This is a genomic window from Leifsonia araucanica, from assembly GCF_051161895.1.
In the GTDB taxonomy this organism is placed as follows: Bacteria; Actinomycetota; Actinomycetes; order Actinomycetales; family Microbacteriaceae; genus Leifsonia.
Genome location: NZ_JBMBTW010000002.1, coordinates 3,009,634 through 3,031,116, shown reverse-complemented (window position 1 = coordinate 3,031,116; position 21,483 = coordinate 3,009,634). Strand labels below are relative to the sequence as shown.

The window sequence follows — 21,483 nt, the reverse complement described above, 5'->3', positions numbered from 1 at the left end:
CCTAAGTGTTTCGGGGGCGGGTGAGGGCGTCGGCGTGATCGTCGGCGATGGATTGGACGGCGGCGGCGAGGTTCGGGTCCTCGCCTCTGGCCAGACCGGCGTACTCGAGCGTGAGCGAACCATCCGGGTTCTCGATGGCTTTCACCCACAGCCGGCGGCGCGGGACGAACAGGGCCACGAGCAGACCGGCGAAGATCAGGACGGCGAACGTGAGGACCCAGCCCTGCGCGGGGTCGTGGTGCACATCCAGGGATGCGTAGCGCTTCACGTTGTCGAGCGTCACCGTGCCGAGGCCGTTCGGCAGGTCGACCGTCTCGCCCGGCCGGATCTTCAGCGCCTCGGTCTTCGTCGGCGGGCCGGCCAGCTGCTTGAGCGAGTCGGTGTTGAGGCTGTAGACGGACTGCGGCACTCCGCTGTCGACGCCGAGGTCGCCGGCGTAGACGTTCAGGCTGAGCAGCGGATCCCTGAGGCCGGGGAAGGTCGAGGTGAGCGCGCCCTTGGCCGTGTCGCTGTCGCCGACCGTCGGGTAGAAGAAACCGATCATCCCGAGCTGCTCCTTGAGACCGTCGGGGACTTTCACGAAGCCGAGGGAGGTGAGCCGCGCATCCTGGGGCAGGAACGGGATGGTGTCGGTGAAGGCGACCTTGCCGCTCGGGTCGCGCACCGTGATGGTCGGCGCGTAGCCGTTGCCGAGGAGATAGACGTTCGTGCCGCCGATGGCGAGAGGCTCGTTCACCTTGATCGTGGTCGTGCTCGAGGTGTCGCCTGGGCCGGTTGTGGTCACGTGGGCGGTGTAGTCGAGCGGCTGGCCGAGGGCGTTGACGTTCTTGGTCTCGTAGTCGACGACGAGCTTGTCGACCTTGATGGAGAACGGCTGCAGAGACGAGTCGCTGAAGAAGCGGCCGGGGTTGAACGAGTTGTACGACGGCAGGCTGTTGACGAAGCTCTGGCCCTCGACGACGACCTTCTGGCCGGTGAAGCCGAAGCCGCCGCCGAGACCGATCGCGAGGAGCACGCCGACGAGCGCCGTGTGGAAGACGAGGTTGCCTGTCTCGCGCAGGTATCCGCGCTCGGCCGAGACCGACGTGGACCGCGCATCCTGGTACATGGCGACGCGGTAGCCGGACTTGCGCAGGAGGTCGCGCGCAGCGGCGATCGGCTCAGGGCCGCCCTCGCGCAGTTCGGCGGGGAGGATGCGCGCCTGGAAGCCCGCCATGCGCGTGAGGCGCACGGGCGTCTTCGGCGGCTTCGCGCGCAGCGCCGTGAAGTGGTGCTTGGTGCGCGGGATGATGCAGCCGATGAGGGAGGCGAACAGCAGGAGGTAGATCGCCGAGAACCAGACGGAGGTGTAGACGTCGAAGGCCTGCAGCTTGTCGAGGAACGGCGCGATGTCCGGGTGATCGGTGAAGTACTTCGTCACACCGTTCGGGTCGGAGCTGCGCTGCGGGACGAGCGAACCTGGCACCGCCGCGATCGCGAGCAGGAGCAGCAGGAAGAGCGCCGTGCGCATGCTCGTGAGCTGCCGCCAGAACCAGCGCAGCCAGCCGACGAAGCCGAGCTTGGGTTGCTCGACCTCCGGCTGATGGCGCGGGGGCGCGGAGTCGATGTGGTCAGAGGGCCGGCTCAAAACCTTGAATCACCGCCAGGAATTGGGACATGAGCTGGCTCCAGATGCCGGACGCCATGAGGATGCCGATGATGACGAGCAGAACGCCGCCGATGATGTTGATGGCACGGATGTGCCGCTTGAGGAAGGCGACGGACCCTGCCACCCAGTCGAAGCCGAGGGCGACGAGGAGGAACGGGATGCCGAGGCCGATGCAGTAGAAGAGGCCGAGCAGCGCTCCGCGCCACGGCGACCCGCTGCCGACGCTGAGCGCGCTGATGGCCGCGAGGGTCGGGCCGATGCACGGCGTCCAGCCGAGGCCGAAGACGATCCCGAGCAGCGGGGCGCCGATGAGGCCGGTCGCCGGGCGCCAGGTGGGCTTGATGGTGCGCTGCAGGAAGGAGAACTGGCCGATGAAGACGAGGCCCATCGCGATGACCAGGACCCCGAGGATCCGGATGACGACTTCCTGCCAGCGGACGAGCCAGAGCCCGAGCGCGCCGAACGCCGCACCGTATGCGATGAAGACGATGGCGAAGCCCAGGATGAACAGGGCGACGCCGGTGAGCAGCCGCGAGCGGTCGCGCTTGGCGCCCAAGTCGGTGAACCCGCCGACGTATGCGAGGTAGCCGGGGACCAGCGGGAGCACGCACGGAGACGCGAACGAGACGAGACCGGCGAGGACGGCGACGGGCAGCGCCAGGAGCAGCTGGCCGCTGAAGACGATCTCTCCGACTCCGCCCACGTCAGTTGGTCTCGGCGACGGCGTCGGAGATGAGCGAGTTGAGGGTGCTCGCGTCGGGGAGCGCACCCAGGATGCGCGCTGCGACGCGTCCCTTCTTGTCGATCACCAGAGTCGTGGGCGTCGCCTTCGGCGGCACGGTCTTGCTGAACGCGAGGAGGACGGAGCCGGTATCCCGGTCGAGGACCGACGGGTATGTGACGCCCTTGTCCTTCTCGAAACTGGCAGCGGTGCTCTCGGTGTCGTAGAGGTTCACGCCGAGGAAGTCGACGCCGTCACCCTTGTACTTCTGGTAGAGCGATTCGAGGAAGGGGGCTTCGACGCGGCACGGCGGGCATCCCGCGTACCAGAAGTTGACGACGAGCACGTCGCCCGCGTAGTCCTTCGACGAGACGGGGGTGCCGTCCGCGAGTTTCCCGTTGAAGTCGACGGCCGCACCGCGGCTGCCCGCTGCGAACTCGGTGACGGTGCCGTCGCCCGCGATGTAGTTCTGGCCGGTGCCGGCGCGGTACTGGCTGGCGAGGCCGTCGGAGGACGTGCATCCACTGAGGACGAGTGCTGCGGACGCGGCGACGGCCGCGAGCGGGACCAGGAAACGGGAGCGGCGGTTCACACGGCCCCCACATCGGTGGCTGCTGCGTTCAGTTCGGCAGCGGGTTCGACGTAGCCGACCTCGATGATGCGCACGACGGGCGCTCCGTTCTCGGGATGCTCGGAAGAGGGAGGCTGCGTGCCGGCCTCGACCTCGATGGAGGGGTCCGGGGTGGTCGCCGCGTCGGCCCCGGGGGTGGGCGCGGAGGTGGCTCCGCTGGTGGCCTCGGTTGCCGGCTCGACCAGGGTGCGCTCGAACGTCGTGATGCTGGACAGAGCGCAGCGGCGCTTGCGCGGGTCGTGCCAGAAGCGGGCTCCCGCGACGGACAGATGGGTGACCCAGATGGGCAGTTGGTGGCTGACCAGGATCACGTCTCCGGACTCGACGGAGTCGAACGCGTCGTCGATCGCCGCGAGCATCCGCTTCTCGATGTGCGAGTACGCCTCGCCCCAGCTCGGACGCGCCGGGTTGATGAGGAACGGCCAGTTGACGGGCTTCTTGAGCGCCCGGGACATCACGGTGCCCTCGAAGTGGTTGGTCGGCTCGATGATGCGTTCCTCGATCTGCACATCCAGAGCGAAGGCTGCTGCGATCGGCGCCGCGGACTCGCGCGTGCGCTGCAGAGGGGACGCCAGAAGCGCGGAGATCGGGCGTTCGCGCCCGAGGAGTTCGTCCGCTGCCGCAGCGGCCATCCGGTGACCGAGTTTGGAGAGGCCGAAGCCCGGCAGCCTGCCGTACAGGATGCCGTCGGGGTTGAACACCTCTCCGTGACGGACGAGGTGAACCTGGCTTGCTACCACGCGACCAGTCTACGGAGGCGTTTCCCTTGAATTCACTGAGCGCTGGCACGGGAGGCTTTCGGACAGGCCGCCCGGGCTGTAGTGGCGGACGGTAGGCTTGTGGCTCGTGACCGCACGAGTATTGATCAAGGACCTTGCCGCCTCCCCCGACGGCCCCGTGAGCGTAGCCGGCTGGGTGGAGACCGTTCGCGACCAGAAGAAGGTGCAGTTCGTCGTGCTCCGCGACGAGACCGGCGCCGTTCAGCTCGTGAACCCGCGCAACGTCGATGCGGATGGCGCGGTGATCGCCGACGAGCCGGCCACCACGATCTCCGGCCTGTCTCAGGGCTCGTTCGTGCGCGCCACCGGCGAGCTCAAGCACGACGAGCGCGTGAAGCTCGGCGGCATCGAGATCAAGCTGTCGACCCTCGAGGTCGAGACGGCGGCCATTCCCGAGACCCCAATCGCCGCGGACAGCGGCATCGACAAGCGCATGGACTGGCGCTTCCTCGACCTGCGCGAGCCGAAGAACAACCTGATCTTCCGCATCCAGACCACGTTCGAGCACGCGCTGCGCGAGTACTGGGTGAACAACGACTTCGTCGAGATCCACACCCCGAAGCTCATGGCCAGCCCGAGCGAATCGCGCGCAGAGCTCTTCGAGGTCGAGTACTTCGACACCACGGCCTACCTCTCGCAGAGCCCGCAGTTCTTCAAGCAGATGGCGCAGTCCGCCGGCTTCGGCAAGGTGTTCGAGATCGGCCCGGCGTTCCGTGCCGACCCCAGCTTCACCAGCCGCCACGCCACGGAGTTCACCAGCGTGGACGCCGAGGTGAGCTGGATCGACAGCCACGAAGACGTGATGCAGCTGCACGAGAACCTCATCGTGGCCGGATTCACGGCGGTGAAGGAGAAGCACGGCGAGCAGATCAAGGAGCTGTTCGACGTGGAGGTGACGGTTCCCAGCACGCCGTTCCCGCGCATCCCGTTGGCGGAGGCGAAGCGGATCGTCGCCGAGCGCGGCTACGAGGTGCCCCGTCACGACGACGACATGGACCCGGAGGGCGAGCGCCAGATCTCGGCGTACGTGAAGGAGACCTACGGACACGAGTTCGTGTTCCTGACGGACTACGCCTCGAGCATCCGGCCGTTCTACCACATGCGCCACGCGGACGATGTGACGCTGACGAACAGCTACGACCTCATCTTCAACGGTGTGGAGATCTCGACGGGCGCACAGCGCGAGCACCGCATCGAGGTGCTCGAGGAGCAGGCGCGCGACAAGGGGCTCGACCCGGAGGAGCTCGGCTTCTACCTCGACTTCTTCCGGTACGGCGTTCCCCCGCACGGCGGATTCGGCATGGGCCTGGCCCGCGTGCTGATGCTCATGCTTCACCTGTCGAACCTGCGCGAGACGACCTACCTCTTCCGCGGCCCGACGCGCCTGCTGCCGTAGCGTTCGCCGCCGGCATGGCCATCCACTGGTCGCCGGCGACGAGGATGTGCCCGAGGAAACGCAAGCCGATGGTCGCTGCCGCCTGATCGAGGCGGCGCGTGAGCATGAGGTCGGCGACGCTCGGGTCGAGCGTGCCGCCCGGATGGTTGTGGGCGACGGCGAACGACCTGCCTCCTCGGGTGAGAACGGCCTGCAGCACGTCTGCCGGCTGGACGGACACGTCGTCGACCCCGCCGTCGCGCACCAGCACGAGCTCGAGCGGGCGAGAGGCCCGGTCGGCGACCACCACGACGAACCGCTCGCCGTCCCTGTGCAACAGCTCGGGCCGGACGATGCGAGCGACGGCCTCGTGGTCGACCAGCCTGGTCCAGGACGACGAAGCGCCGGCCCTCCGCCAGATCTCGGTGATGGCGACGAGCCTCCCCGCTGTTGCCGGGCCGACGCCCGGGAGGTTCTCGAGACGGGCGAAGTCCATCGTGGCGAGGCCGGGGAACCCTCCGGTGCGCCCCAGGATCGAGCGGGAGAGCCCGAGAACGCTCCTCCCGGACTGGCCGGAGCCGAGCACCAGGGCGAGCACTTCGTCGTCGGTGAGGGACCCGACGCCGATGCGCCGCATCCGTTCGCGTGGTCTGTCGTGGTGGGGAACATTCGCTAATGGCTCCTCTTCTTCCTGGTCGGACATGAGCCCAAGCTAGAAGCGCCGACGGTATCGGAAGCCAGCGATCCGAAATCTGTGGATAACCGCAGGATGTGGATGAAGCGCCGCGCACGCGTCGGCGCGCCGGTGTGAGAATGGGAGGGAGCCCGGCCACAAGCCGAACCAGAGCAGACAAGCCGCACCACGGCAACGAAGGCAACGAAGGAGTCGCCATGACCAGTCCTCAGGACGTCGTCATCCTGTCAGCAGCCCGCACACCGCAGGGCAAGATCCTCGGGGCTCTGGCCTCGCAGACCGCCGTGCAGCTGGGGGCGGTCGCGCTGAGGAAGGCGATCGAGCAGTCCGGCGTCGGCGCCGACGCTGTGGACGCTGTGATGTTCGGGCAGGTGCTGCAGGCGGGCGCCGGCCAGAACCCGGCGAGGCAGACCGCCATCGCCGCCGGGATCGGCTGGAACGTGCCGGCGGTCACGATCAACAAAGTGTGCCTCTCCGGGCTTGCGGCGGTGATCGACGCCGCGCGGCTGATCCGCGCCGGTGAGGCGACCGTGGTGGTGGCCGGAGGGCAGGAGTCGATGACCAACGCTCCTCACGTGCTCCCCGGATCCAGGAAGGGCTGGACATACGGGTCGATCGACGCGCTCGACTCCGCTGCGCACGACGGGCTGACCGATGCGTTCGACGGGATCTCGATGGGCGCATCCACGGAGGGGTACACGTCCCAGCTCGGGCTGACCAGGGAGGCTCAGGATGCGTTCGCGGCGGCCTCCCACCAGCGCGCGGGGGCTGCGGCAGCATCCGGAGTGTTCGCGGACGAGATCGCGCCGGTGAGCATCCCGCAGCGGAAGGGCGACCCCGTCGTCGTCAGCGCGGACGAGGGAGTCCGCCCGGATTCGACCGCCGAGACCCTCGCCGGGTTGCGGCCGAGCTTCGCGGACGGCGGGACGCTGACCGCCGGGAACTCCTCGCCGCTGAGCGACGGGGCGGCGGCACTGGTGCTGACCAGCCGCGAGAACGCGGAACGGCTCGGGCTGGAGTGGCTCGCGGTGGTCGGGGCGTCCGGGCAGGTCGCCGGGCCGGACAACTCGCTGCACTCGCAGCCGTCGAACGCCATCTCGGCGGCGCTCGGGCGCGCGGGATGGAGCGTCGGAGACCTGGACTTCGTGGAGATCAACGAGGCATTCGCCGCCGTGGCGCTGCAGTCGATGACCGATCTGGCACTGGATGCGGAACGCGTCAACATCCACGGCGGCGCGATCGCCCTCGGGCACCCGATCGGCGCATCCGGAGCCCGGCTGGCCGGGACGGCGGCGCACGAACTGGCACGGCGCGGCAGCGGCAAGGCGGCCGTGGCGCTGTGCGGAGGCGGCGGGCAGGGCGAAGCGCTGCTGCTGTGGCGCTAAGCGGGCGCGCGTAACTGCGGAGAGGTGGGCGGACACGCCGCGCGGAAGTCCGCTTGAGCGGAGAATCCGGGCTTGGGGGCTGGATTCTCCGCGTGAACGGAGAGCTAGCCGTTCGGGAGGTGGCGCTCCTCGGCCCCGTTGTAGAGGGAGAGCGGGCGGATGAGCGAGTTGGAGGCGTACTGCTCGAAGACGTGCGCCGTCCAGCCGGTGACGCGGGCGGCCGCGAAGAGCGGCGTGAACGTGGCGGTGTCGAAGCCCATCAGGTTGTAGGCCGGGCCGGACGGGTAATCGAGGTTCGGCTTGATGTTCTTGCGGTCGTTCATCGCCTTCTCGAGGGCGTTGTAGAGGTCGAGCATGTCTGCGCGGTCGTAATGCTCCGCCAGCTTCTCCAGCGCGGCCTTCATGGTGGGAACGCGGGAGTCCCCGTTCTTGTACACCCGGTGCCCGAAGCCCATGATCTTGCGCTTGGCGGCGAGCGACTCGTCGAGCCACGCCTCGGCGCGCTCCGCGACCTCGATCTCGTCGAAGGCGTGCATGACGGCCTCGTTCGCTCCACCGTGCAACGGGCCCTTGAGGGCGCCGACCGCCGCGGTGACCGCCGAGTACACGTCGGAGAGCGTGGAGGCGACAACGCGGGCGGTGAACGTCGACGCGTTGAACGAGTGCTCGGCGTACAGCACCAGCGAGACGCGGAACGCATCCACCACCACGTCGTCCGGCACCTCGCCGAACGTCATCCAGAGGAAGTTGCTCGAATAGTCGAGGTCGTCGCGCGGCTCGACCGGTTCGAGGCCGCGGCGGCGGCGCTGGTCGTACGCGACGATGGTCGGCAGCTGCGCCAGCAGGTAGACGGCGCGGCCGAGGTTCAGGTCGGGGTCGAGGATGCCGTCCGTCTGGCCGAGGGTGTCGTCGAGGCTGCCGAGGTGGCTGACCGCCGTGCGCACCACATCCATCGGGTGGGCAGCGACCGGGATGTCGTCGATGGCGCGCTTGGTGCGCTCGTCCAGTGCACGCAGCGAGCGTTCGAGCGTCGCGAACTCGGCCAGCTCGGCATCCGTCGGCAGTTCGCCGTGCCAGAGCAGGAAGGCGACCTCCTCGAACGAGCAGTTCGCGGCGAGCTCCTGCACGGGATATCCCCGGTAGAGCAGCGAATTCGTCTCGGGGTTGACGCTCGAAATGGCGGTGGTGTCGACCACGACACCGGCGAGGCCCTTGTGGATCTCGGGGTCGGTCATTGCTGCTCCTTCGCTGCGGCGGGTCCGGCGCTTTTAGCGCTTGACCTCGAAATTGAACACGGACGTGTCGAACGCGTTGTAGCCCTCGTAGTCAATCAGTTCGTAGAGGTCGGCGCGATGCTGCATTTCGCCGAGTTTGGGCTCCAGCGTGCCGGTGTCGAGCAGCTGGTCGAGGCCGCGCTCTGCTGCGCCCATCGCCAGACGGAGCAACGAGACCGGCCAGATCACGATGTTCACGCCGACGTCGCGCAGCTGGTCGACCGTGAACAGGTCGCTCTTGCCGAACTCGGTCATGTTCGCGAGCATCGGAACGTCGATGGCGTTGCGGACGGCCTCGAACTCGCCGAGGTCGCGCATCGCCTCGGGGAAGATCGCGTCTGCACCCGCATCCACGAGGGCCTTCGCACGGTCGATCGCCGCATCCAGCCCGTCGACGGCGCGGATGTCGGTGCGCGCCATGATGAGGAGGTTGGGGTCGCGGCGGGCGTCGGCGGCCGCCCGGATGCGCTTGAGCGCGGTGTTCTCGTCGACGACCTGCTTGCCGTCGAGGTGGCCGCAGCGCTTGGGGTTCACCTGATCCTCGATGTGCAGCCCGGCGACACCGGCGTCCTCGAGGGTCTGCACCGTGCGCGCGACGTTCATCGGCTCGCCGAAGCCGGTGTCGGCGTCGACCAGCGCGGGGAGGTCGGTCATCCTGGCGATCTGGGCGGAACGACCCGCCACCTCGGTGAGCGTTGTGAGGCCGATGTCCGGCAGGCCGAGCTCCGCGCTGAGCACCGCGCCGGAGATGTAGACGCCCTCGAAGCCCTTGCGCTCGATCAGCCGGGCGCTGAGCGGGTTGAACGCGCCGGGCATCCTGACCAGTTCGCCGGACGCGAGCCTGGCGCGGAAAGCGGCGCGCTTCTCATGCGCCGGGACGGAGGAGTACAGCATCAGAAGAGTCCCTTCGGGGCGGGGATGCTCGCGAGCAGGCCCGGCTTGGCCGTGATGGTGAGGCCGCCGAGCTCGTCGGCGGTGAGAGACGGGAGACGTTCTGCGACGCCGAGGAAGCGCTCGATCTCGGCCTCCTCGAGAACGTCGGCGGCGAGCATCCGGAACTTGGCGATGTAGTCGGCGCGCTCGAACGGGCGTGCGCCCAGTGGATGCGCGTCCGCGACGGCGATCTCGTCGGTGATGACGCTGCCGTCGGCCAGGCGGATCTCCACCCGGCCTCCGAACGCCTTCTCGGCGGCGTCGATGGAGTGGTAGCGGCGCGTCCACTCCGGGTCTTCCGTGGTGGTGACCTTGCCCCACAACTCCACCGTCTCCGGACGCTGGGCGCGCGAAGGCAGGTAGGAGTCGACGTGATGCCAGCCGCCGTCCTGCAGGGCGACGGTGAAGATGTACGGGATGGAGTGGTCCAGCGTCTCGCGCGAGGCGGTGGGGTCGTACTTCTGCGGGTCGTTCGCGCCGGAGCCGATCACGAAATGCGTGTGGTGCGAGGTGTGGATGACGATGCTCTCCACCCGCGACGGGTCTGCGGCCTCCGGATGCTCGCGGTGCAGCTTGCGGGCGAGGTCGATCCAGGCCTGCGCCTGGTACTCGGCCGAGTGCTCCTTGGTGTACGAGTCGAGGATGGCGCGCTTGGCCTCGCCGCGCTCGGGCAGCGGAACCTCGTAACGCGCATCCGGCCCGTCGAGCAGCCAGGCGATCACGCCGTCCTCGCCCTCGTAGATCGGGGTGGGGCTGGTCTCGCCGCGCATCGCCCTGTCGATCGCCTCGACGGCCATCTTGCCCGCGAAGGCCGGTGCGTGCGCCTTCCAGCTGGAGATCTCCCCCTTGCGCGACTGCCGCGTGGCGGTGGTGGTGTGCAGCGCCTGGCCGATGGCCTGGAAGATGACCTCCTGCGGCAGGCCGAGAAGCGTGCCGATGCCGGCAGCGGCGGACGGGCCGAGGTGGGCGACGTGGTCGATCTTGTGCGCATGCAGGCTGATCGCCTTCGCGAGGTCGATCTGGATCTCGTACCCGGTGGCGATGCCGCGGACCAGGTCGCGCCCGGACAGGCCGAACGCACGACCGGCGTGCTGGGCGACGGCGGTGATCGGCGGGATGTTGTCGCCGGGATGCGAGTACTCGGCGGCCAGGAAGGTGTCGTGGTAGTCGAGCTCGCGCACGGCGACCCCGTTCGCCCACGCGGCCCACTCCGGGCTGACGCGGGTGGCAGCCGGCTCGCCGAACACGGTCGAGCCGTCCTGCCGGCGTTCGTCAGTCAGCTCCTCCAACTGCGCCGTCGGCAGTGGATGCGCAAGAGCCTGCGACCGCGCGGACACCACCGGGCGCCTGGTGAGAGACGCTGCCGCGACGGCGGCGTTGTCGATGACGCGGTTGATCACCATCTCGGTCACCTCCGACGTGACCTCGACGGGGTCGGCCGCGACCTCGGCGATCTGCCACGCGAGCTGATCCTGACGGGCGAGATTCTCTTCGCTTCTGTGCACACGAACGTTGTGGAGCTTCACGTATCGAACCTACCTCGGGGCGGCTACGCTGTGCGCATGGTTCCTGGCCCATCGCTGCTGGCGTTCGCGATCGCATCCATCGCCCTGATCGTGATCCCGGGCCCGAGCGTGCTCTTCGTGATCGGCCGGTCGCTGTCGCTCGGACGGGTCGGCGGCCTGCTGAGCGTGCTCGGCAACGCGCTCGGGATGCTGCCCCTGGTGATCGCCGTCTCCCTCGGGATCGGGGCGGTCGTCGCGCAATCCGTGGTGGTGTTCACGATCATCAAGTTCGCGGGAGCGACGTACCTCGTGTATCTCGGTATTCAGGCGATCAGGCACCGGAGGCACACGGCGGTGACGCACGAGGCGACGCCGCCCGCGCGCTCGCGGGTGCGCATCCTGTCGGAAGGGTTCGTGGTCGGGCTGACCAACCCGAAGACGCTGGTGTTCTTCGTGGCGGTGCTCCCGCAGTTCGTCGACTACCGGGCGGGGAGCATCCCGCTGCAGATGTTCGAGCTGGGGACGGTGTTCCTGGTGCTCGCCCTGGCCTGCGACAGCGTGTGGGCGCTCGCGGCAGGGACCGCCCGAAACTGGTTCGGGCGGTCGCCGAAACGCGTCGAGCGGCTGGGTGCCGCCGGGGGCGTGATGATGATCGGGCTCGGCGGGGTGCTGGCGCTGACGGGGAACAAGCACTGAGGGTGCTGGCAGCGTTCTGCCCTGCCGCGTCGTGCTAGATGTCTCCCGCGGTCGCGATCGGGGTGACGACGGCGCGGGCCAACGTGTGGAAGTGCGCGTTGAAGCCGAGGACGGCAGGGGTCGACTCCGGGTCGAGGTCGAGGTGGTCGACGTCGAGGGCGTGCACGATCAGGTTGTAGTGGTGCGTGCCGGTTCCGGGAGGCGGGCCCGCGCCGGTGAAGCTCCTCGAGCGCAGCTCGTTCGAGAGCATCGCCGCGCCCTGCGGGAGGTTGGCGCCGCCCTCAGCGCCCGCGTTCGCGTCGAGCGAGGTGACGTCAGCCGGGATATTGAAGACGGCCCAGTGCCAGAAGCCGGAGCCGGTCGGCGCATCCGGGTCGTGGATGGTGACGGCGAAGCTCTTCGTCTCCGCGGGGAAGCCGGACCAGGACAGCTGCGGCGAGATGTCGCCGCCGCCACCGCCTGCGCCCCACTGCGCCTGCGCGAGCGGACGGCCGTCTGCGACGTCGTCGCTGGTGACGGTGAACTGAGGGACGGCGCCGAAACGCTCCAGAGGATCTTTGACGGTCATGAAGTAAACGGTAGACCCGTCAGCCGACGTGCGTCTTGACCGGAACAGGAACCCTGGTGCGGCGGAACCGCTGCGGGAGGCCGGAGACACCCCAGACGGTCACGCGCCACATGGCCTCGCGGACGATGCCGCCGCTCATCTTGGACGCGCCGTGCTCACGCTCCACGAACGTGATCGGCACCTCGGCGACCGAGAGGCCAGCGCGGTATGCGCGGCGGAGCATGTCGATCTGGAAGCAATACCCCTGGCTCTCCACATCGGCGAAGTGGATGCTACGGAGCGCCTCGGCGGTGAAGGCGCGGTAGCCGCCCGTGACGTCTTTGGCCGGGATGCCGAGGGCGATGCGCGAGTACGCGCTGCCGCCGCGGGAGAGGAGGCGGCGACGGGCCGGCCAGTTGACGACGCCACCGCCGGGGACCCAGCGGGAACCGAGGACGACGTCGGCGCCGGGGGTGGGGACGGGCGTGTTGGTGGGTGCGTTGGTGGACGCTGCGGGTGCGCCGGTCTCCCTCGTGCCCGGCTCGCGGAGCGCAGCCAGCAGGCGGTGCAGTTCCTCCGGGCGGTGCGAGCCGTCCGCATCCATCTCGACGATGCGGTCGTATCCCGCATCCAGAGCCCAGCGCATCCCGTCGCGGTATGCGGCGCCGAGGCCCTCTTTTCCGGCGCGGTGCATCACGTGGATGCGCTGGTCGGCCGCGGCGAGCGCGTCGGCGAGCGCCCCCGTTCCGTCCGGGGAGTTGTCGTCGACCACGAGCACATCCACGTCGGGGGTGGCCGCGCGGACGCGTCCGACGATCGATTCGACATTCTCCCGCTCGTCGTAGGTCGGGATGATGACCAGGGTGCTCACCCCACAAGCATCGCCGATGTTGGTGAATGAAAGGAAACCGAGCGCCTGGGTAACGGCGCCGGGGTCGCTGAGAGAGCGCACAGCCGGGGCGGCCTAGCATGGTGCGGTGCCCGTGCCGAAAGTCCTCCTCTACTACGTCTTCACGCCGCTCGCCGACCCGGACGCCGTGCGGCTGTGGCAGCGCGACCTCTGCGAATCGCTCGGCCTGCGCGGACGCATCCTGCTGTCGGGCGACGGGATGAACGGGACGCTCGGCGGTGAGCTCGGCGCATTGAAGAAGTACCTGCGCAAGACGAAGGACTACCCGGCGTTCAAGGACCTCGACGTGAAGTGGAGCGAAGGGACCGGGTTCGACGACGACGGGATGAGCCTCGACTTCCCACGGCTGTCGGTAAAGGTGCGCGACGAGATCGTGAGTTTCGGGGCGCCTGCCGAGCTGGTCGTGGACGGATCCGGCGTCGTCGGTGGAGGCGAGCGGCTCGACCCCGCCGGGCTGCACGCGCTGGTGGAGGCACGGGACGACGTGGTGTTCTTCGACGGCCGCAACCGCTTCGAGGCCGAGATCGGGCGCTTCAAGGACGCCGTGGTGCCGGATGTGTCCACGACGCGGGAGTTCGTCGCCGAGCTGGACAGCGGGAAGTACGACCACCTCAAGGGCAAGCCGGTCGTGACCTACTGCACAGGCGGGGTGCGCTGCGAGGTGCTGTCCGGACTGATGCGGTCGCGCGGCTTCGGCGAGGTGTACCAGCTCGACGGCGGTGTCGTGCGCTACGGCGAGACGTTCGGCGACGACGGACTGTGGGAGGGCTCGCTGTACGTGTTCGACCAGCGGCAGTCCGTCCGGTTCAGCGACCACACGGCCGTGATCGGGCGCTGCGTCGTGTGCGACGGCGAGACCGAGCGGATGCGGAACTGCGCGGACGCGTCGTGCCGCGAGCAGCTGGTGGTGTGCGAGGCGGAGGACGCGGTGTTCTGCGCGGCCCACGGAGGCCCGATCCCTGCACTTCGCTCCTAGCGGACGAGTTCTCCACAGCCTCCCGGGAACCATTGGCACCCTGCGCGCGTTGCGGCCATCATGAACAGCATGGATCCGGTCGCAACCATTGTCTGGATCGTGTCGTTCGTTCTCGTCACGGTCACCGTCACGGGTTTGTCGCGCCGTGTCGGGTGGTCGGCGCCGGTGGTGCTGGTGGTCGTGGGGGCGGTGGTGTCGTTCATCCCCGGGGTCCCGCATATCGAGCTCGAGCCGGAGCTCGTGCTGTTCGGGCTGCTTCCGCCGCTGCTGTTCGCCGCGTCCATCCAGACGTCCTTCGTGGATGTGCGGGCCAGGCGAGACGGCATCCTGCTGCTCTCGGTGGGGCTGGTGGTGTTCACCGTGATCGTGGTGGGGTTCGCCACCTGGTGGGTGGTGCCGTCGCTCACGCTGGCGGCCGCGTTCGCGTTCGGGGCGGTGGTGGCGCCGACGGACACGGTGGCGGTGACGGCGATCGCCGGGCGATTGCACCTCCCCCGCCGACTCGTGACTGTGCTCGAAGGCGAGAGCCTGCTCAACGACGCGACAGCCCTGGTGGCGCTGAACGCGACCATCGCCGCGATCGTGAGCGTGGTGAACCCGTGGGCGATCGCGGGAGACTTCGCGCTTGCGGTGGTGGTCGGAGTGGCGGTCGGGCTCGGGGTCGGCTGGGTGCTCGCGATCATCCGGAAGCAGCTGCGGGCTCCGGTGCTGGACACCTCGCTGGGGTTGATCACTCCGTACCTGGCGTTCATCCCGGCGCAGTTCCTGCACGGGTCCGGCATCCTGGCGGTGGTCGTGTCCGGGCTGTACCTCGGCTACCGGTCGCCGACCATCCAGACGGCGGAGGCGCGCATCGCGGAATCGATCAACTGGCGCACGATCCAGTTCCTGCTCGAGAACGCGGTGTTCCTGTTCATCGGGCTGGAACTGTCCAGCATCCTGAGCGGCGCGTTCCGGTCGGGGATCACGGTCGGCCAGACGGTGGTGATCAGCATCGTGGTGCTGCTCGCGATCTCGGCGGCCCGGTTCGTCTGGATGGTGCTGACCACGACGCTCTACCGCCACGGGCCGAAACGGCTGCGCGAGCGCGGGTGGAACTGGCCGACGGGGATCGCGGTGTCGTTCGCCGGCATCCGCGGGGTGGTGACGCTCGCCGCCGTGTTCCTGCTGCCGGACGCGACACCGCACAAGGAGTTCCTGCAGTTCCTCGCGTTCGTCGTGGTCGTCGGAACGCTGCTCGAAGGGCTCGCGCTCCCCTGGGTCATCCGCCGGCTGAAACTCCCGCCGCCCGACTTCGCCCAGGAGGCGAGCGAGATGCAGCGGCTGCTCGCCGAGGCCCAGACGGCCGGGCTGGAGCATCTCGACTCCCAGGTGACGGGCGACGAAGACGAACGGGTGCTGGAACGGCTGCGGATCAACGCGGTCTTCCTCTCCGACGCGCTCGAGAACCCGTCACCGAACGAAGACGAGAACGTACCGGTGGAATACCAGAAGCTGCGGCGGTCGATGATCAAGGCCGAGCGGAAGGCGGTGCTGGATGCGCGGGCCGAGGGGCGGTATCAGGAGCTGGCGGTGCGTTCGGTGCTGGCGTTCCTGGATGCGGAGGAGTCCGCGTTGAAGTCGTCGGGGCCGCGGAAGGGGCTTATGTAAGGGTAGGGGCTTGGCTGCGGTGTGCCACCACCGGAGGTTTGCAGAACCCGGTCGAAGGCCAGGGCTAAGCTGGATAAATGTACACACTGAAGCGAAACATACTGGCATCGTCGCTTGGGCTCAGCGTGGCTGTCGCATTATTCGTTGCCATGATGTGGGTGAACGGCAACTTCACGATCGCCGTTGCTGCCGGCGTCTCCCTGGCTGTGGGCCTGGCCGTCTTCTGCTCCATCGCGGTTCGCCGAAGTCGGCGGACGGAACGACCGCATCCGCGCGACCTCGCGTGACTTCTGCGGAAGCTCGACGCAGCGACTAGCTCGCGCCCGTAGACGCCGCGATCGCCTGCCGCGACCCGCGCGGACGCGGGCGGCGGGCCCAGAGGCGGGAGCGCTGGGAGGAGAGGGCCAGGACGACCAGGATGTCGAGCGGGAGGCCGAGGACGTTGTTGTGGAGGGTGACCTGGGGGCCGCCGTTGAAGAAGTCGATGGCGGAGATGATGATGAGCAGCGAACTGTAGGACATCGAGGCGATGCGGGCCCAGTTGCTGCCACGGAAGACCAGGATCGCCAGCAGCAGGTAGAAGAGCAGGCCGACCGTGAACAGGGCCATCACCACGACGAGGACGAGCTGCACGATCGGCTTCTCGTCAGCGGTGAGCGCCGCGGCCGGGTCGTCCATCTGGGCCTGGACGAACTGGCGCCAGTCGATCACGGTCAGCGCGACGAAGACCGCACCCGCGACCGTTCGCAGCAGCATCAACAGGAAGCCGAGTGACGTGGGGATCGGCCGGTCCTCCGCCCTCGCCGCGCGTCTCGCATCCGCCTGATCCGCGACCGCGATCGCAGCCGCATCCACCGGAACGGCGCGCACGTCGATCACGGGGAGGTTGCCGTCGGTCTCGATACTGTCGCCGCCGCCGTTGCGGGAGTGATAGCCGGTGGAGAAGTCCTCGATGACCTCGACGCCGACGCCGATCCGCGCATCCATCAGGGTGGAGACGATGTGGTCGCGCTCGACGTCGGTGTTCGCGTCGATCTTGTGGGTGATCTGCAACGTGAACAGCGAGAAGCCGACGGAACGGTCGAACGTGCCGGCCGCCAGCCAGTCCGCGTTGTGACCGCCGGGGAGGAGCCAGCCCTCCGGGCACCGCCAGAAGCGCACATGGTGGCGCTTCGACGGGTTGCCGCGGACCTCCTGCTGGTAGGCGACATCCTGCTGATGGCCGAACAAGAACAGCGGGCTCACGGGGGCCTCGTCGTAGCTGCGGCGCAACAGAGTGGATGCGACGATCCGCCAGCTGGTGCGCAACGTCACGTCGTCCGCCCTGGTCCAGCCGGCCTCCGTCATCGCCTTGTCCAGCTGGGCCTCGGTGCCGAGGACCGCCAGGTTGATCGGGTCGCCGAGCAGGCCGTCGCTGGTGCGGGCCCTGCCGATGAAGTAGTCCGGGACGTAGATCGAGGTCAGGATGCGGTGCAGGCGCGGCAGGACCAGATAGGCGACCACCACCCAGAACAGCACGAAGAACGCGACGAGGAACCAGCCCCACGAAAAACTCTCGGTGAGGACGATCCAAGCCAGCCAAACCACGGCGGCGCCGCCGAAGACGAAGAAGAGGTTGTCGACGACGACGTTGGTCGACCGGCGCCGGCCAGTCGCCGACCGGGTCTTGGTCACCGCCGTCTCGGCCATGCGCTCATCCTAGAGCCGCCCGGCGCGGGGTCGTATGGTGACTTCGTGAACGCGAACAACGAACTCGGCGCCGAGCTGCGCCGCCTGCACGACGCCCCCGAGCTGCTTCAGGTGGTGAACGTGTGGGATGCGATCAGCACGCGCGCGATCGCCGCACTCCCCGACACCCGCGCCATCGCGACGGCGAGCCACTCGATCGCCGCATCCCACGGCTACGAGGACGGCGAGCGCATCCCGCTCGACCTGATGCTCGCGGCCATCGGGCGGATTGTGGATGCGACTGATCTGCCAGTCAGCGCCGACCTCGAAGCGGGATACGGCGACCCGGGCGAGACGATCCGGCGCGCGATCGGCGTCGGGGCGGTCGGAGCGAACCTCGAAGACGGGACGCGCTCGTTCGAGGAGGCGGTCGCCGCCGTGCGGGCCGCCATCGCCGGGGCGGAGGCGGAAGGAGTGCCGTTCGCACTCAACGCGCGCACCGACGTGTTCCTGCATGACGACCAGCGGCCCACCGAGGAGAAGGCGCGCGAGGCGGTCCAGCGCGGGCGGGCGTTCCTCGACGAAGGGGCGACCTGCGTGTTCGTGCCCGGGCTGCTCGACGAGACGGTGATCGAACTGCTCGTGGGAGGGCTCGGGATGCGGAAACTCAGCGTGATCGGAGTGCGGGGGTCCGTGGCGCCAGCGCGGCTGGAGGAGCTCGGGGTGGCGCGGGTGTCGTACGGTCCGTGGACGCAACGGCTGGCATTGACCGCGCTGCAGGATGCGGCGCGCGCGCTGTACGCGGGCGGGGTGCTGCCGAGTGGGGTGCGGGTGTTGAACTAGGCGTGATGTGGGGCACGGCGGCGGCAGTGGCGGGCGCGGTGGTGAGCTGGCGAGGCGCGGCGGTCCAGGCGGCGCCGGGCCGGGTGGCGCATCCACGGGTCGGCGTATGGTGAAAGCCATGACTGACTTTCGGGCCATCGTGATCGAGCAGGAGGCTGAGGCGGGGCGGATCGTGGCGCATACCGCCGAGGTGCGGCGGGTGACGGATGCGTTCCTGATGCCAGGGGATGTGACCATTGCCGTCGAGTACTCCGACCTCAACTTCAAGGATGCGCTCGCCATCGCCGGGCGGCCGGGGGTGGCGCGGACGTCGCCGCTGATTCCGGGGATCGACCTGGTGGGCGTGGTCGAGGAGTCCGCAGACGTGCGATGGGTTCCCGGGGACCGGGTGGTGCTGAACGGCGACGGGATCGGCGAGTCGCATCACGGCGGGCTGGCGGAACGGGCCCGCGTGCGCGGGGATGCGCTGGTGCGGGTGCCGGAGGTGCTGAGCAGTGCGCAGGCGGCGGCGGTCGGGACCGCGGGATTCACCGCGATGCTGTCGGTGCTCGCGCTGGAACGGAACGGGCTGGATCCACAGGTGGTCGCGGATGCCGGGTCGAGCGTGCTTGTGACGGGAGCGGCAGGGGGTGTCGGGTCGGTGGCCGTGGCGGTGTTGGCGAAACTGGGTTACCCGGTTACCGCATCCACGGGGCGGCCGGAGGAGCAGGCGGACTACCTGACCGACCTCGGCGCGACGGCGATCATCGACCGGGCGGAACTCAGCGATCCCGGCAAGCCGCTGCAGCGTCAGCGCTGGGCGGGGGTGGTGGACGCCGTCGGCAGCCACACGCTCGCGAACGCGCTCGCGCAGACGACGTACGGCGGGACGGTGGCTGCGTGCGGGCTGGCGCAAGGTCCGGATCTGCCCGCGACGGTGATGCCGTTCATCCTGCGCGGGGTCACCCTGGCCGGGATCAACTCGGTCGAGGCGCCCATCGCGCTGCGCGAGACGGCGTGGCGGCGGCTGGCGGTCGACCTGGACACTGAATCGCTTGCGGCGATGACGGCGTTCATCCCGCTGGCCGAGACGATCGCGGCTGCGGAGGAACTGCTGGCCGGGAAGCTGCGCGGGCGGACGGTGGTGGAGGTGCGCGCCTGACCGTGCGCGCCTGCCGCCCGCGGGCGGCGTGTCGCCGTATGCTGACCGCATGATCGTCCTCGCGACCGTGGTCGTCACCCTTGCCGCAGCCCTGCACATCGCCATCTTCGTCATGGAGAGCGTCGGCTGGACGCGGCCGGCGGTGTGGAAGCGGTTCGGGGTGGCGTCGCAGGAGGCCGCGGACACCACGCGGCCGATGGCGTACAACCAGGGGTTCTACAACCTGTTCCTCGCCATCGGGGCGATCGTCGGGCTCATCCTGTTCGGGGTCGGGATGCACGATGCCGGGCTCGCGCTGATCCTGTTCAGCACCGCGAGCATGTTCGCCGCGTCCGTCGTGCTCATCACCACCGGGCGCGGGTACGTCCGGCCGGCGCTCATCCAGGGGATCCTTCCGTTGATCGGATTCATCCTCATGCTGCTGTCCTGACAGCAGAGCCAAGCCGTCAGCGGCCGTCAGCGCAGCTCGGGCGCGATGTGCTCCGGGAGGAAGCCGCGGCCGACGATCCGCGCTGACGCACGGCGCGCCACCGGCATGGCAGCGGTGAGGAGCGCCCGGAGCGGAGCGGGCAGCGGGTTGGGCAGTCGGGCGGCGCCTCCCGGGCGCGCGATGAACTCGTGCGCCGCGAGCTGGAGGCCCTGCATCCTGGCGACGGGAGGCAGGCGGCGGTGCTGCACCGCCTCCAGCACCCGGAGGTCGACCGGGCCGGAACGCAGCGGGGCGGCGACCGCGTTGGCCGTCGCAACCGCATCCTGCACCGCGTAATTGACGCCGACGCCGAACGCGGGCGACATCGCGTGGGCGGCGTCGCCGATCGCGAGGAAACCGGAGCGGAACCAGCGGTCGAGACGGTTGATCTGGACCGAGAGGAGCTTGACGTCGTCCCAGGAGGCGATCGCGTCCACCACCGGCGCCAGCACGGGTGCGACCTCGCCGAGCATCCGGTGGAAGTGCGGCAGCCCGGCCGCGCGCAGGGTGTCGAAGCCGCCCTTCTCGATGATCACCCCGGTCTGGAAGTAGTCACCGCGGTCGATCGTGATCACCATCGAGTGCTGGTCGACGTAAGCGAGCGTGCTCGGCGGCACGCGGTCGGGCTTGGGAACGCGGAACCAGAGCACGTCGATCGGGACGCCGAACCGGCGAGGGCGCAGGCCGGCAGCATCCCGGAGCGTCGAATCGCGCCCGTCGGCAGCGACCGTCAGGGATGCGCGCACCTCCAGCTCCCCGTCCGGCCCGTGCGCCGTCACGCCGCGCACCGCACCGCCCTCCTGGATGAGCCCGACGGCGTCGGTCTCCATCAGCAGGTGGAAGCCAGGGAACGCCGCAGCCTCCTGCGCAAGGAAGGAAAGGAAATCCCACTGCGGCGCCATGACCAGGAAATCGTCGGGCGGTGGGAGCATCCCGAAGTCGATCGGGTGCAGCCTGGTGCCGTTGACCACCGCATCCAGTGTCCGGATGCTCGTGTGCGGCATCCCGAGGAACCGGTCGCGCAGCCCGAGCTCGCCGAGCACGGTGATGGTGGACGGGTGGATGGTGTCGCCGCGGAAGTCGCGGAAGAAGTCGGCGTGCTTCTCCAGCACCACCACGTCCAGCCCCGCCCTCGCCAGGATCAGGCCGAGCATCATGCCGGCGGGACCGCCCCCGGCGATCACGCACGAAGTCTCCACAGTGTGCATAGTGCCCAGCGTATGCTCACACGCATGGCCATCATCGGTTCCATCCTGATCGCCGCGGCCGCCGTCGTGCACCTGGCGTTCTTCGCGATGGAGAGCGTGTTCTGGTCGTCACCCGGCGTGTGGCGCAGGTTCGGGGTCGCCAGCCAGCGCGACGCGGACACGATCAGGGCGATGGCGTACAACCAGGGGTTCTACAACCTGTTCCTCGCCGGGGGCGCGGCGGTCGGGCTGGTGCTCTACTGGACGACGCTCCGGGATGTGGGGTTCGGGATCGTGTTCTTCTCCGCCGTGTGCATGGTGCTCGCGGCGGTGGTGCTGATCACGACGGGCCGGGCGTTCCTGCGCGCCACGCTGCTGCAGGGCGCGCTGCCGCTGGTGGGACTGGTGCTGCTGGTCCTCGGCTGACGAGCGGGCGGCGGCTGGGTGGCGG

At 69.1% G+C, this 21,483-nt stretch carries 21 protein-coding genes and 1 pseudogene; 10 read left to right on the top strand and 12 right to left on the bottom strand.

Translation table 11 applies throughout. The annotated features are described in order from the left end of the window. Window position 1: 1 nt before the first annotated feature. From resB to ACN6M5_RS14725, 4 genes and pseudogenes are all read right to left on the bottom strand, one after another. Entirely contained in the window at window positions 2-1,627 is a 1,626-nt protein-coding gene (gene resB, locus ACN6M5_RS14740; RefSeq protein ID WP_434950918.1) for a cytochrome c biogenesis protein ResB, read from the bottom strand. Continuing rightward, window positions 1,611-2,351 (bottom strand): cytochrome c biogenesis CcdA family protein, encoded by a 741-nt coding sequence (locus ACN6M5_RS14735; RefSeq protein ID WP_085367639.1) that lies wholly within the window; start codon window positions 2,349-2,351, stop codon window positions 1,611-1,613. Before ACN6M5_RS14735 ends, resB begins: the two co-directional genes overlap by 17 nt. A gap of 1 nt (window position 2,352) precedes the next feature. Continuing rightward, window positions 2,353-2,961 carry a TlpA family protein disulfide reductase gene (locus ACN6M5_RS14730; protein ID WP_434950916.1) on the bottom strand — a complete coding sequence of 203 codons (609 nt, stop codon included), beginning with the start codon at window positions 2,959-2,961 and terminating at the stop codon, window positions 2,353-2,355. A 215-nt stretch (window positions 2,962-3,176) separates the two neighbouring features. Further along, window positions 3,177-3,740: pseudogene (locus tag ACN6M5_RS14725) on the bottom strand (histidine phosphatase family protein); the annotation flags it as partial. A 121-nt stretch (window positions 3,741-3,861) separates the two neighbouring features. Here ACN6M5_RS14725 and aspS point away from each other — a divergent pair. Then, window positions 3,862-5,175 (top strand): aspartate--tRNA(Asn) ligase, encoded by a 1,314-nt coding sequence (gene aspS, locus ACN6M5_RS14720; RefSeq protein WP_434952410.1) that lies wholly within the window; start codon window positions 3,862-3,864, stop codon window positions 5,173-5,175. On the opposite strand, the gene ACN6M5_RS14715 is transcribed toward aspS, so the two are convergent. After that, window positions 5,105-5,857 (bottom strand): JAB domain-containing protein, encoded by a 753-nt coding sequence (locus tag ACN6M5_RS14715; protein ID WP_434950914.1) that lies wholly within the window; start codon window positions 5,855-5,857, stop codon window positions 5,105-5,107. The two genes, aspS and ACN6M5_RS14715, sit on opposite strands and share 71 nt — an antisense overlap. A gap of 188 nt (window positions 5,858-6,045) precedes the next feature. Between ACN6M5_RS14715 and ACN6M5_RS14710 the strand changes: the two genes are divergently transcribed. After that, on the top strand, window positions 6,046-7,233 hold the full coding sequence (locus tag ACN6M5_RS14710; protein WP_434950912.1) for an acetyl-CoA C-acetyltransferase: 1,188 nt from the start codon (window positions 6,046-6,048) through the stop codon (window positions 7,231-7,233). 104 nt (window positions 7,234-7,337) lie between these two features. Here ACN6M5_RS14710 and ACN6M5_RS14705 read toward each other — a convergent pair whose 3' ends face one another. The 3 genes from ACN6M5_RS14705 to ACN6M5_RS14695 are packed head-to-tail and all read right to left on the bottom strand — an operon-like array spanning window position 7,338 to window position 10,966. After that, complete coding sequence (locus ACN6M5_RS14705) at window positions 7,338-8,468, bottom strand: bifunctional 2-methylcitrate synthase/citrate synthase (RefSeq protein WP_168688362.1); 1,131 nt, start codon at window positions 8,466-8,468, stop codon at window positions 7,338-7,340. Between the two features lie 33 nt (window positions 8,469-8,501). Then, window positions 8,502-9,401, bottom strand: coding sequence for a methylisocitrate lyase (gene prpB / locus ACN6M5_RS14700; RefSeq protein WP_085367633.1), 900 nt, complete (start codon window positions 9,399-9,401; stop codon window positions 8,502-8,504). Further along, the gene (locus ACN6M5_RS14695; RefSeq protein WP_434950909.1) at window positions 9,401-10,966 is read right to left on the bottom strand and encodes an MmgE/PrpD family protein; all 1,566 of its coding nucleotides are present in this window, start codon (window positions 10,964-10,966) and stop codon (window positions 9,401-9,403) included. Before ACN6M5_RS14695 ends, prpB begins: the two co-directional genes overlap by 1 nt. A gap of 36 nt (window positions 10,967-11,002) precedes the next feature. Between ACN6M5_RS14695 and ACN6M5_RS14690 the strand changes: the two genes are divergently transcribed. Then, window positions 11,003-11,641 (top strand): LysE family translocator, encoded by a 639-nt coding sequence (locus ACN6M5_RS14690; protein WP_434950907.1) that lies wholly within the window; start codon window positions 11,003-11,005, stop codon window positions 11,639-11,641. Between the two features lie 34 nt (window positions 11,642-11,675). On the opposite strand, the gene ACN6M5_RS14685 is transcribed toward ACN6M5_RS14690, so the two are convergent. Next, entirely contained in the window at window positions 11,676-12,209 is a 534-nt protein-coding gene (locus ACN6M5_RS14685) for a YbhB/YbcL family Raf kinase inhibitor-like protein (protein ID WP_434950905.1), read from the bottom strand. A 19-nt stretch (window positions 12,210-12,228) separates the two neighbouring features. Beyond that, window positions 12,229-13,059, bottom strand: a complete 831-nt coding sequence (locus ACN6M5_RS14680) for a polyprenol monophosphomannose synthase (protein WP_434950903.1) — start codon at window positions 13,057-13,059, stop codon at window positions 12,229-12,231. 106 nt (window positions 13,060-13,165) lie between these two features. On the opposite strand from ACN6M5_RS14680, the gene trhO reads away from it, so the two are divergent. The 3 genes from trhO to ACN6M5_RS14665 all read left to right on the top strand — a co-directional run bounded on the left by trhO (window position 13,166) and on the right by ACN6M5_RS14665 (window position 16,011). Continuing rightward, on the top strand, window positions 13,166-14,074 hold the full coding sequence (gene trhO, locus ACN6M5_RS14675; RefSeq protein WP_085367628.1) for an oxygen-dependent tRNA uridine(34) hydroxylase TrhO: 909 nt from the start codon (window positions 13,166-13,168) through the stop codon (window positions 14,072-14,074). Window positions 14,075-14,143: 69 nt separating this feature from the next. After that, window positions 14,144-15,724 (top strand): Na+/H+ antiporter, encoded by a 1,581-nt coding sequence (locus ACN6M5_RS14670; RefSeq protein ID WP_247597241.1) that lies wholly within the window; start codon window positions 14,144-14,146, stop codon window positions 15,722-15,724. 77 nt (window positions 15,725-15,801) lie between these two features. Beyond that, the gene (locus tag ACN6M5_RS14665; protein WP_434950901.1) at window positions 15,802-16,011 is read left to right on the top strand and encodes a hypothetical protein; all 210 of its coding nucleotides are present in this window, start codon (window positions 15,802-15,804) and stop codon (window positions 16,009-16,011) included. A 25-nt stretch (window positions 16,012-16,036) separates the two neighbouring features. Here ACN6M5_RS14665 and ACN6M5_RS14660 read toward each other — a convergent pair whose 3' ends face one another. Then, window positions 16,037-17,413 carry an LssY C-terminal domain-containing protein gene (locus ACN6M5_RS14660; RefSeq protein WP_434950899.1) on the bottom strand — a complete coding sequence of 459 codons (1,377 nt, stop codon included), beginning with the start codon at window positions 17,411-17,413 and terminating at the stop codon, window positions 16,037-16,039. 45 nt (window positions 17,414-17,458) lie between these two features. Here ACN6M5_RS14660 and ACN6M5_RS14655 point away from each other — a divergent pair, with 45 nt between their 5' ends. From ACN6M5_RS14655 to ACN6M5_RS14645, 3 genes are all read left to right on the top strand, one after another. After that, on the top strand, window positions 17,459-18,235 hold the full coding sequence (locus ACN6M5_RS14655) for an isocitrate lyase/PEP mutase family protein (protein WP_434950897.1): 777 nt from the start codon (window positions 17,459-17,461) through the stop codon (window positions 18,233-18,235). A 118-nt stretch (window positions 18,236-18,353) separates the two neighbouring features. Further along, window positions 18,354-19,376 carry an MDR family oxidoreductase gene (locus ACN6M5_RS14650; protein ID WP_434950895.1) on the top strand — a complete coding sequence of 341 codons (1,023 nt, stop codon included), beginning with the start codon at window positions 18,354-18,356 and terminating at the stop codon, window positions 19,374-19,376. A gap of 49 nt (window positions 19,377-19,425) precedes the next feature. After that, window positions 19,426-19,806 (top strand): DUF1304 domain-containing protein, encoded by a 381-nt coding sequence (locus tag ACN6M5_RS14645; protein ID WP_085367623.1) that lies wholly within the window; start codon window positions 19,426-19,428, stop codon window positions 19,804-19,806. A 26-nt stretch (window positions 19,807-19,832) separates the two neighbouring features. Here ACN6M5_RS14645 and ACN6M5_RS14640 read toward each other — a convergent pair whose 3' ends face one another. After that, window positions 19,833-21,053 carry an FAD-dependent oxidoreductase gene (locus ACN6M5_RS14640; protein WP_434950893.1) on the bottom strand — a complete coding sequence of 407 codons (1,221 nt, stop codon included), beginning with the start codon at window positions 21,051-21,053 and terminating at the stop codon, window positions 19,833-19,835. Window positions 21,054-21,077: 24 nt separating this feature from the next. On the opposite strand from ACN6M5_RS14640, the gene ACN6M5_RS14635 reads away from it, so the two are divergent. Next, window positions 21,078-21,458 carry a DUF1304 domain-containing protein gene (locus ACN6M5_RS14635; RefSeq protein ID WP_434950891.1) on the top strand — a complete coding sequence of 127 codons (381 nt, stop codon included), beginning with the start codon at window positions 21,078-21,080 and terminating at the stop codon, window positions 21,456-21,458. Window positions 21,459-21,483 lie beyond the last annotated feature (25 nt).

Excerpts from the sequence above, each read along its gene's own strand:
- ACN6M5_RS14685 (WP_434950905.1), bottom strand. The coding sequence starts at position 12,209 with ATGACCGTCAAAGATCCTCTGGAGCGTTTCGGCGCCGTCCCTCAGTTC.
- ACN6M5_RS14670 (WP_247597241.1), top strand. The coding sequence starts at position 14,144 with ATGGATCCGGTCGCAACCATTGTCTGGATCGTGTCGTTCGTTCTCGTC.
- ACN6M5_RS14650 (WP_434950895.1), top strand. The coding sequence starts at position 18,354 with ATGACTGACTTTCGGGCCATCGTGATCGAGCAGGAGGCTGAGGCGGGG.
- ACN6M5_RS14660 (WP_434950899.1), bottom strand. The coding sequence starts at position 17,413 with ATGGCCGAGACGGCGGTGACCAAGACCCGGTCGGCGACTGGCCGGCGC.
- ACN6M5_RS14715 (WP_434950914.1), bottom strand. The coding sequence starts at position 5,857 with ATGTCCGACCAGGAAGAAGAGGAGCCATTAGCGAATGTTCCCCACCAC.
- ACN6M5_RS14645 (WP_085367623.1), top strand. The coding sequence starts at position 19,426 with ATGATCGTCCTCGCGACCGTGGTCGTCACCCTTGCCGCAGCCCTGCAC.
- prpB (WP_085367633.1), bottom strand. The coding sequence starts at position 9,401 with ATGCTGTACTCCTCCGTCCCGGCGCATGAGAAGCGCGCCGCTTTCCGC.
- ACN6M5_RS14705 (WP_168688362.1), bottom strand. The coding sequence starts at position 8,468 with ATGACCGACCCCGAGATCCACAAGGGCCTCGCCGGTGTCGTGGTCGAC.
- ACN6M5_RS14640 (WP_434950893.1), bottom strand. The coding sequence starts at position 21,053 with ATGCACACTGTGGAGACTTCGTGCGTGATCGCCGGGGGCGGTCCCGCC.
- ACN6M5_RS14665 (WP_434950901.1), top strand. The coding sequence starts at position 15,802 with ATGTACACACTGAAGCGAAACATACTGGCATCGTCGCTTGGGCTCAGC.
- ACN6M5_RS14710 (WP_434950912.1), top strand. The coding sequence starts at position 6,046 with ATGACCAGTCCTCAGGACGTCGTCATCCTGTCAGCAGCCCGCACACCG.
- ACN6M5_RS14690 (WP_434950907.1), top strand. The coding sequence starts at position 11,003 with ATGGTTCCTGGCCCATCGCTGCTGGCGTTCGCGATCGCATCCATCGCC.
- ACN6M5_RS14635 (WP_434950891.1), top strand. The coding sequence starts at position 21,078 with ATGGCCATCATCGGTTCCATCCTGATCGCCGCGGCCGCCGTCGTGCAC.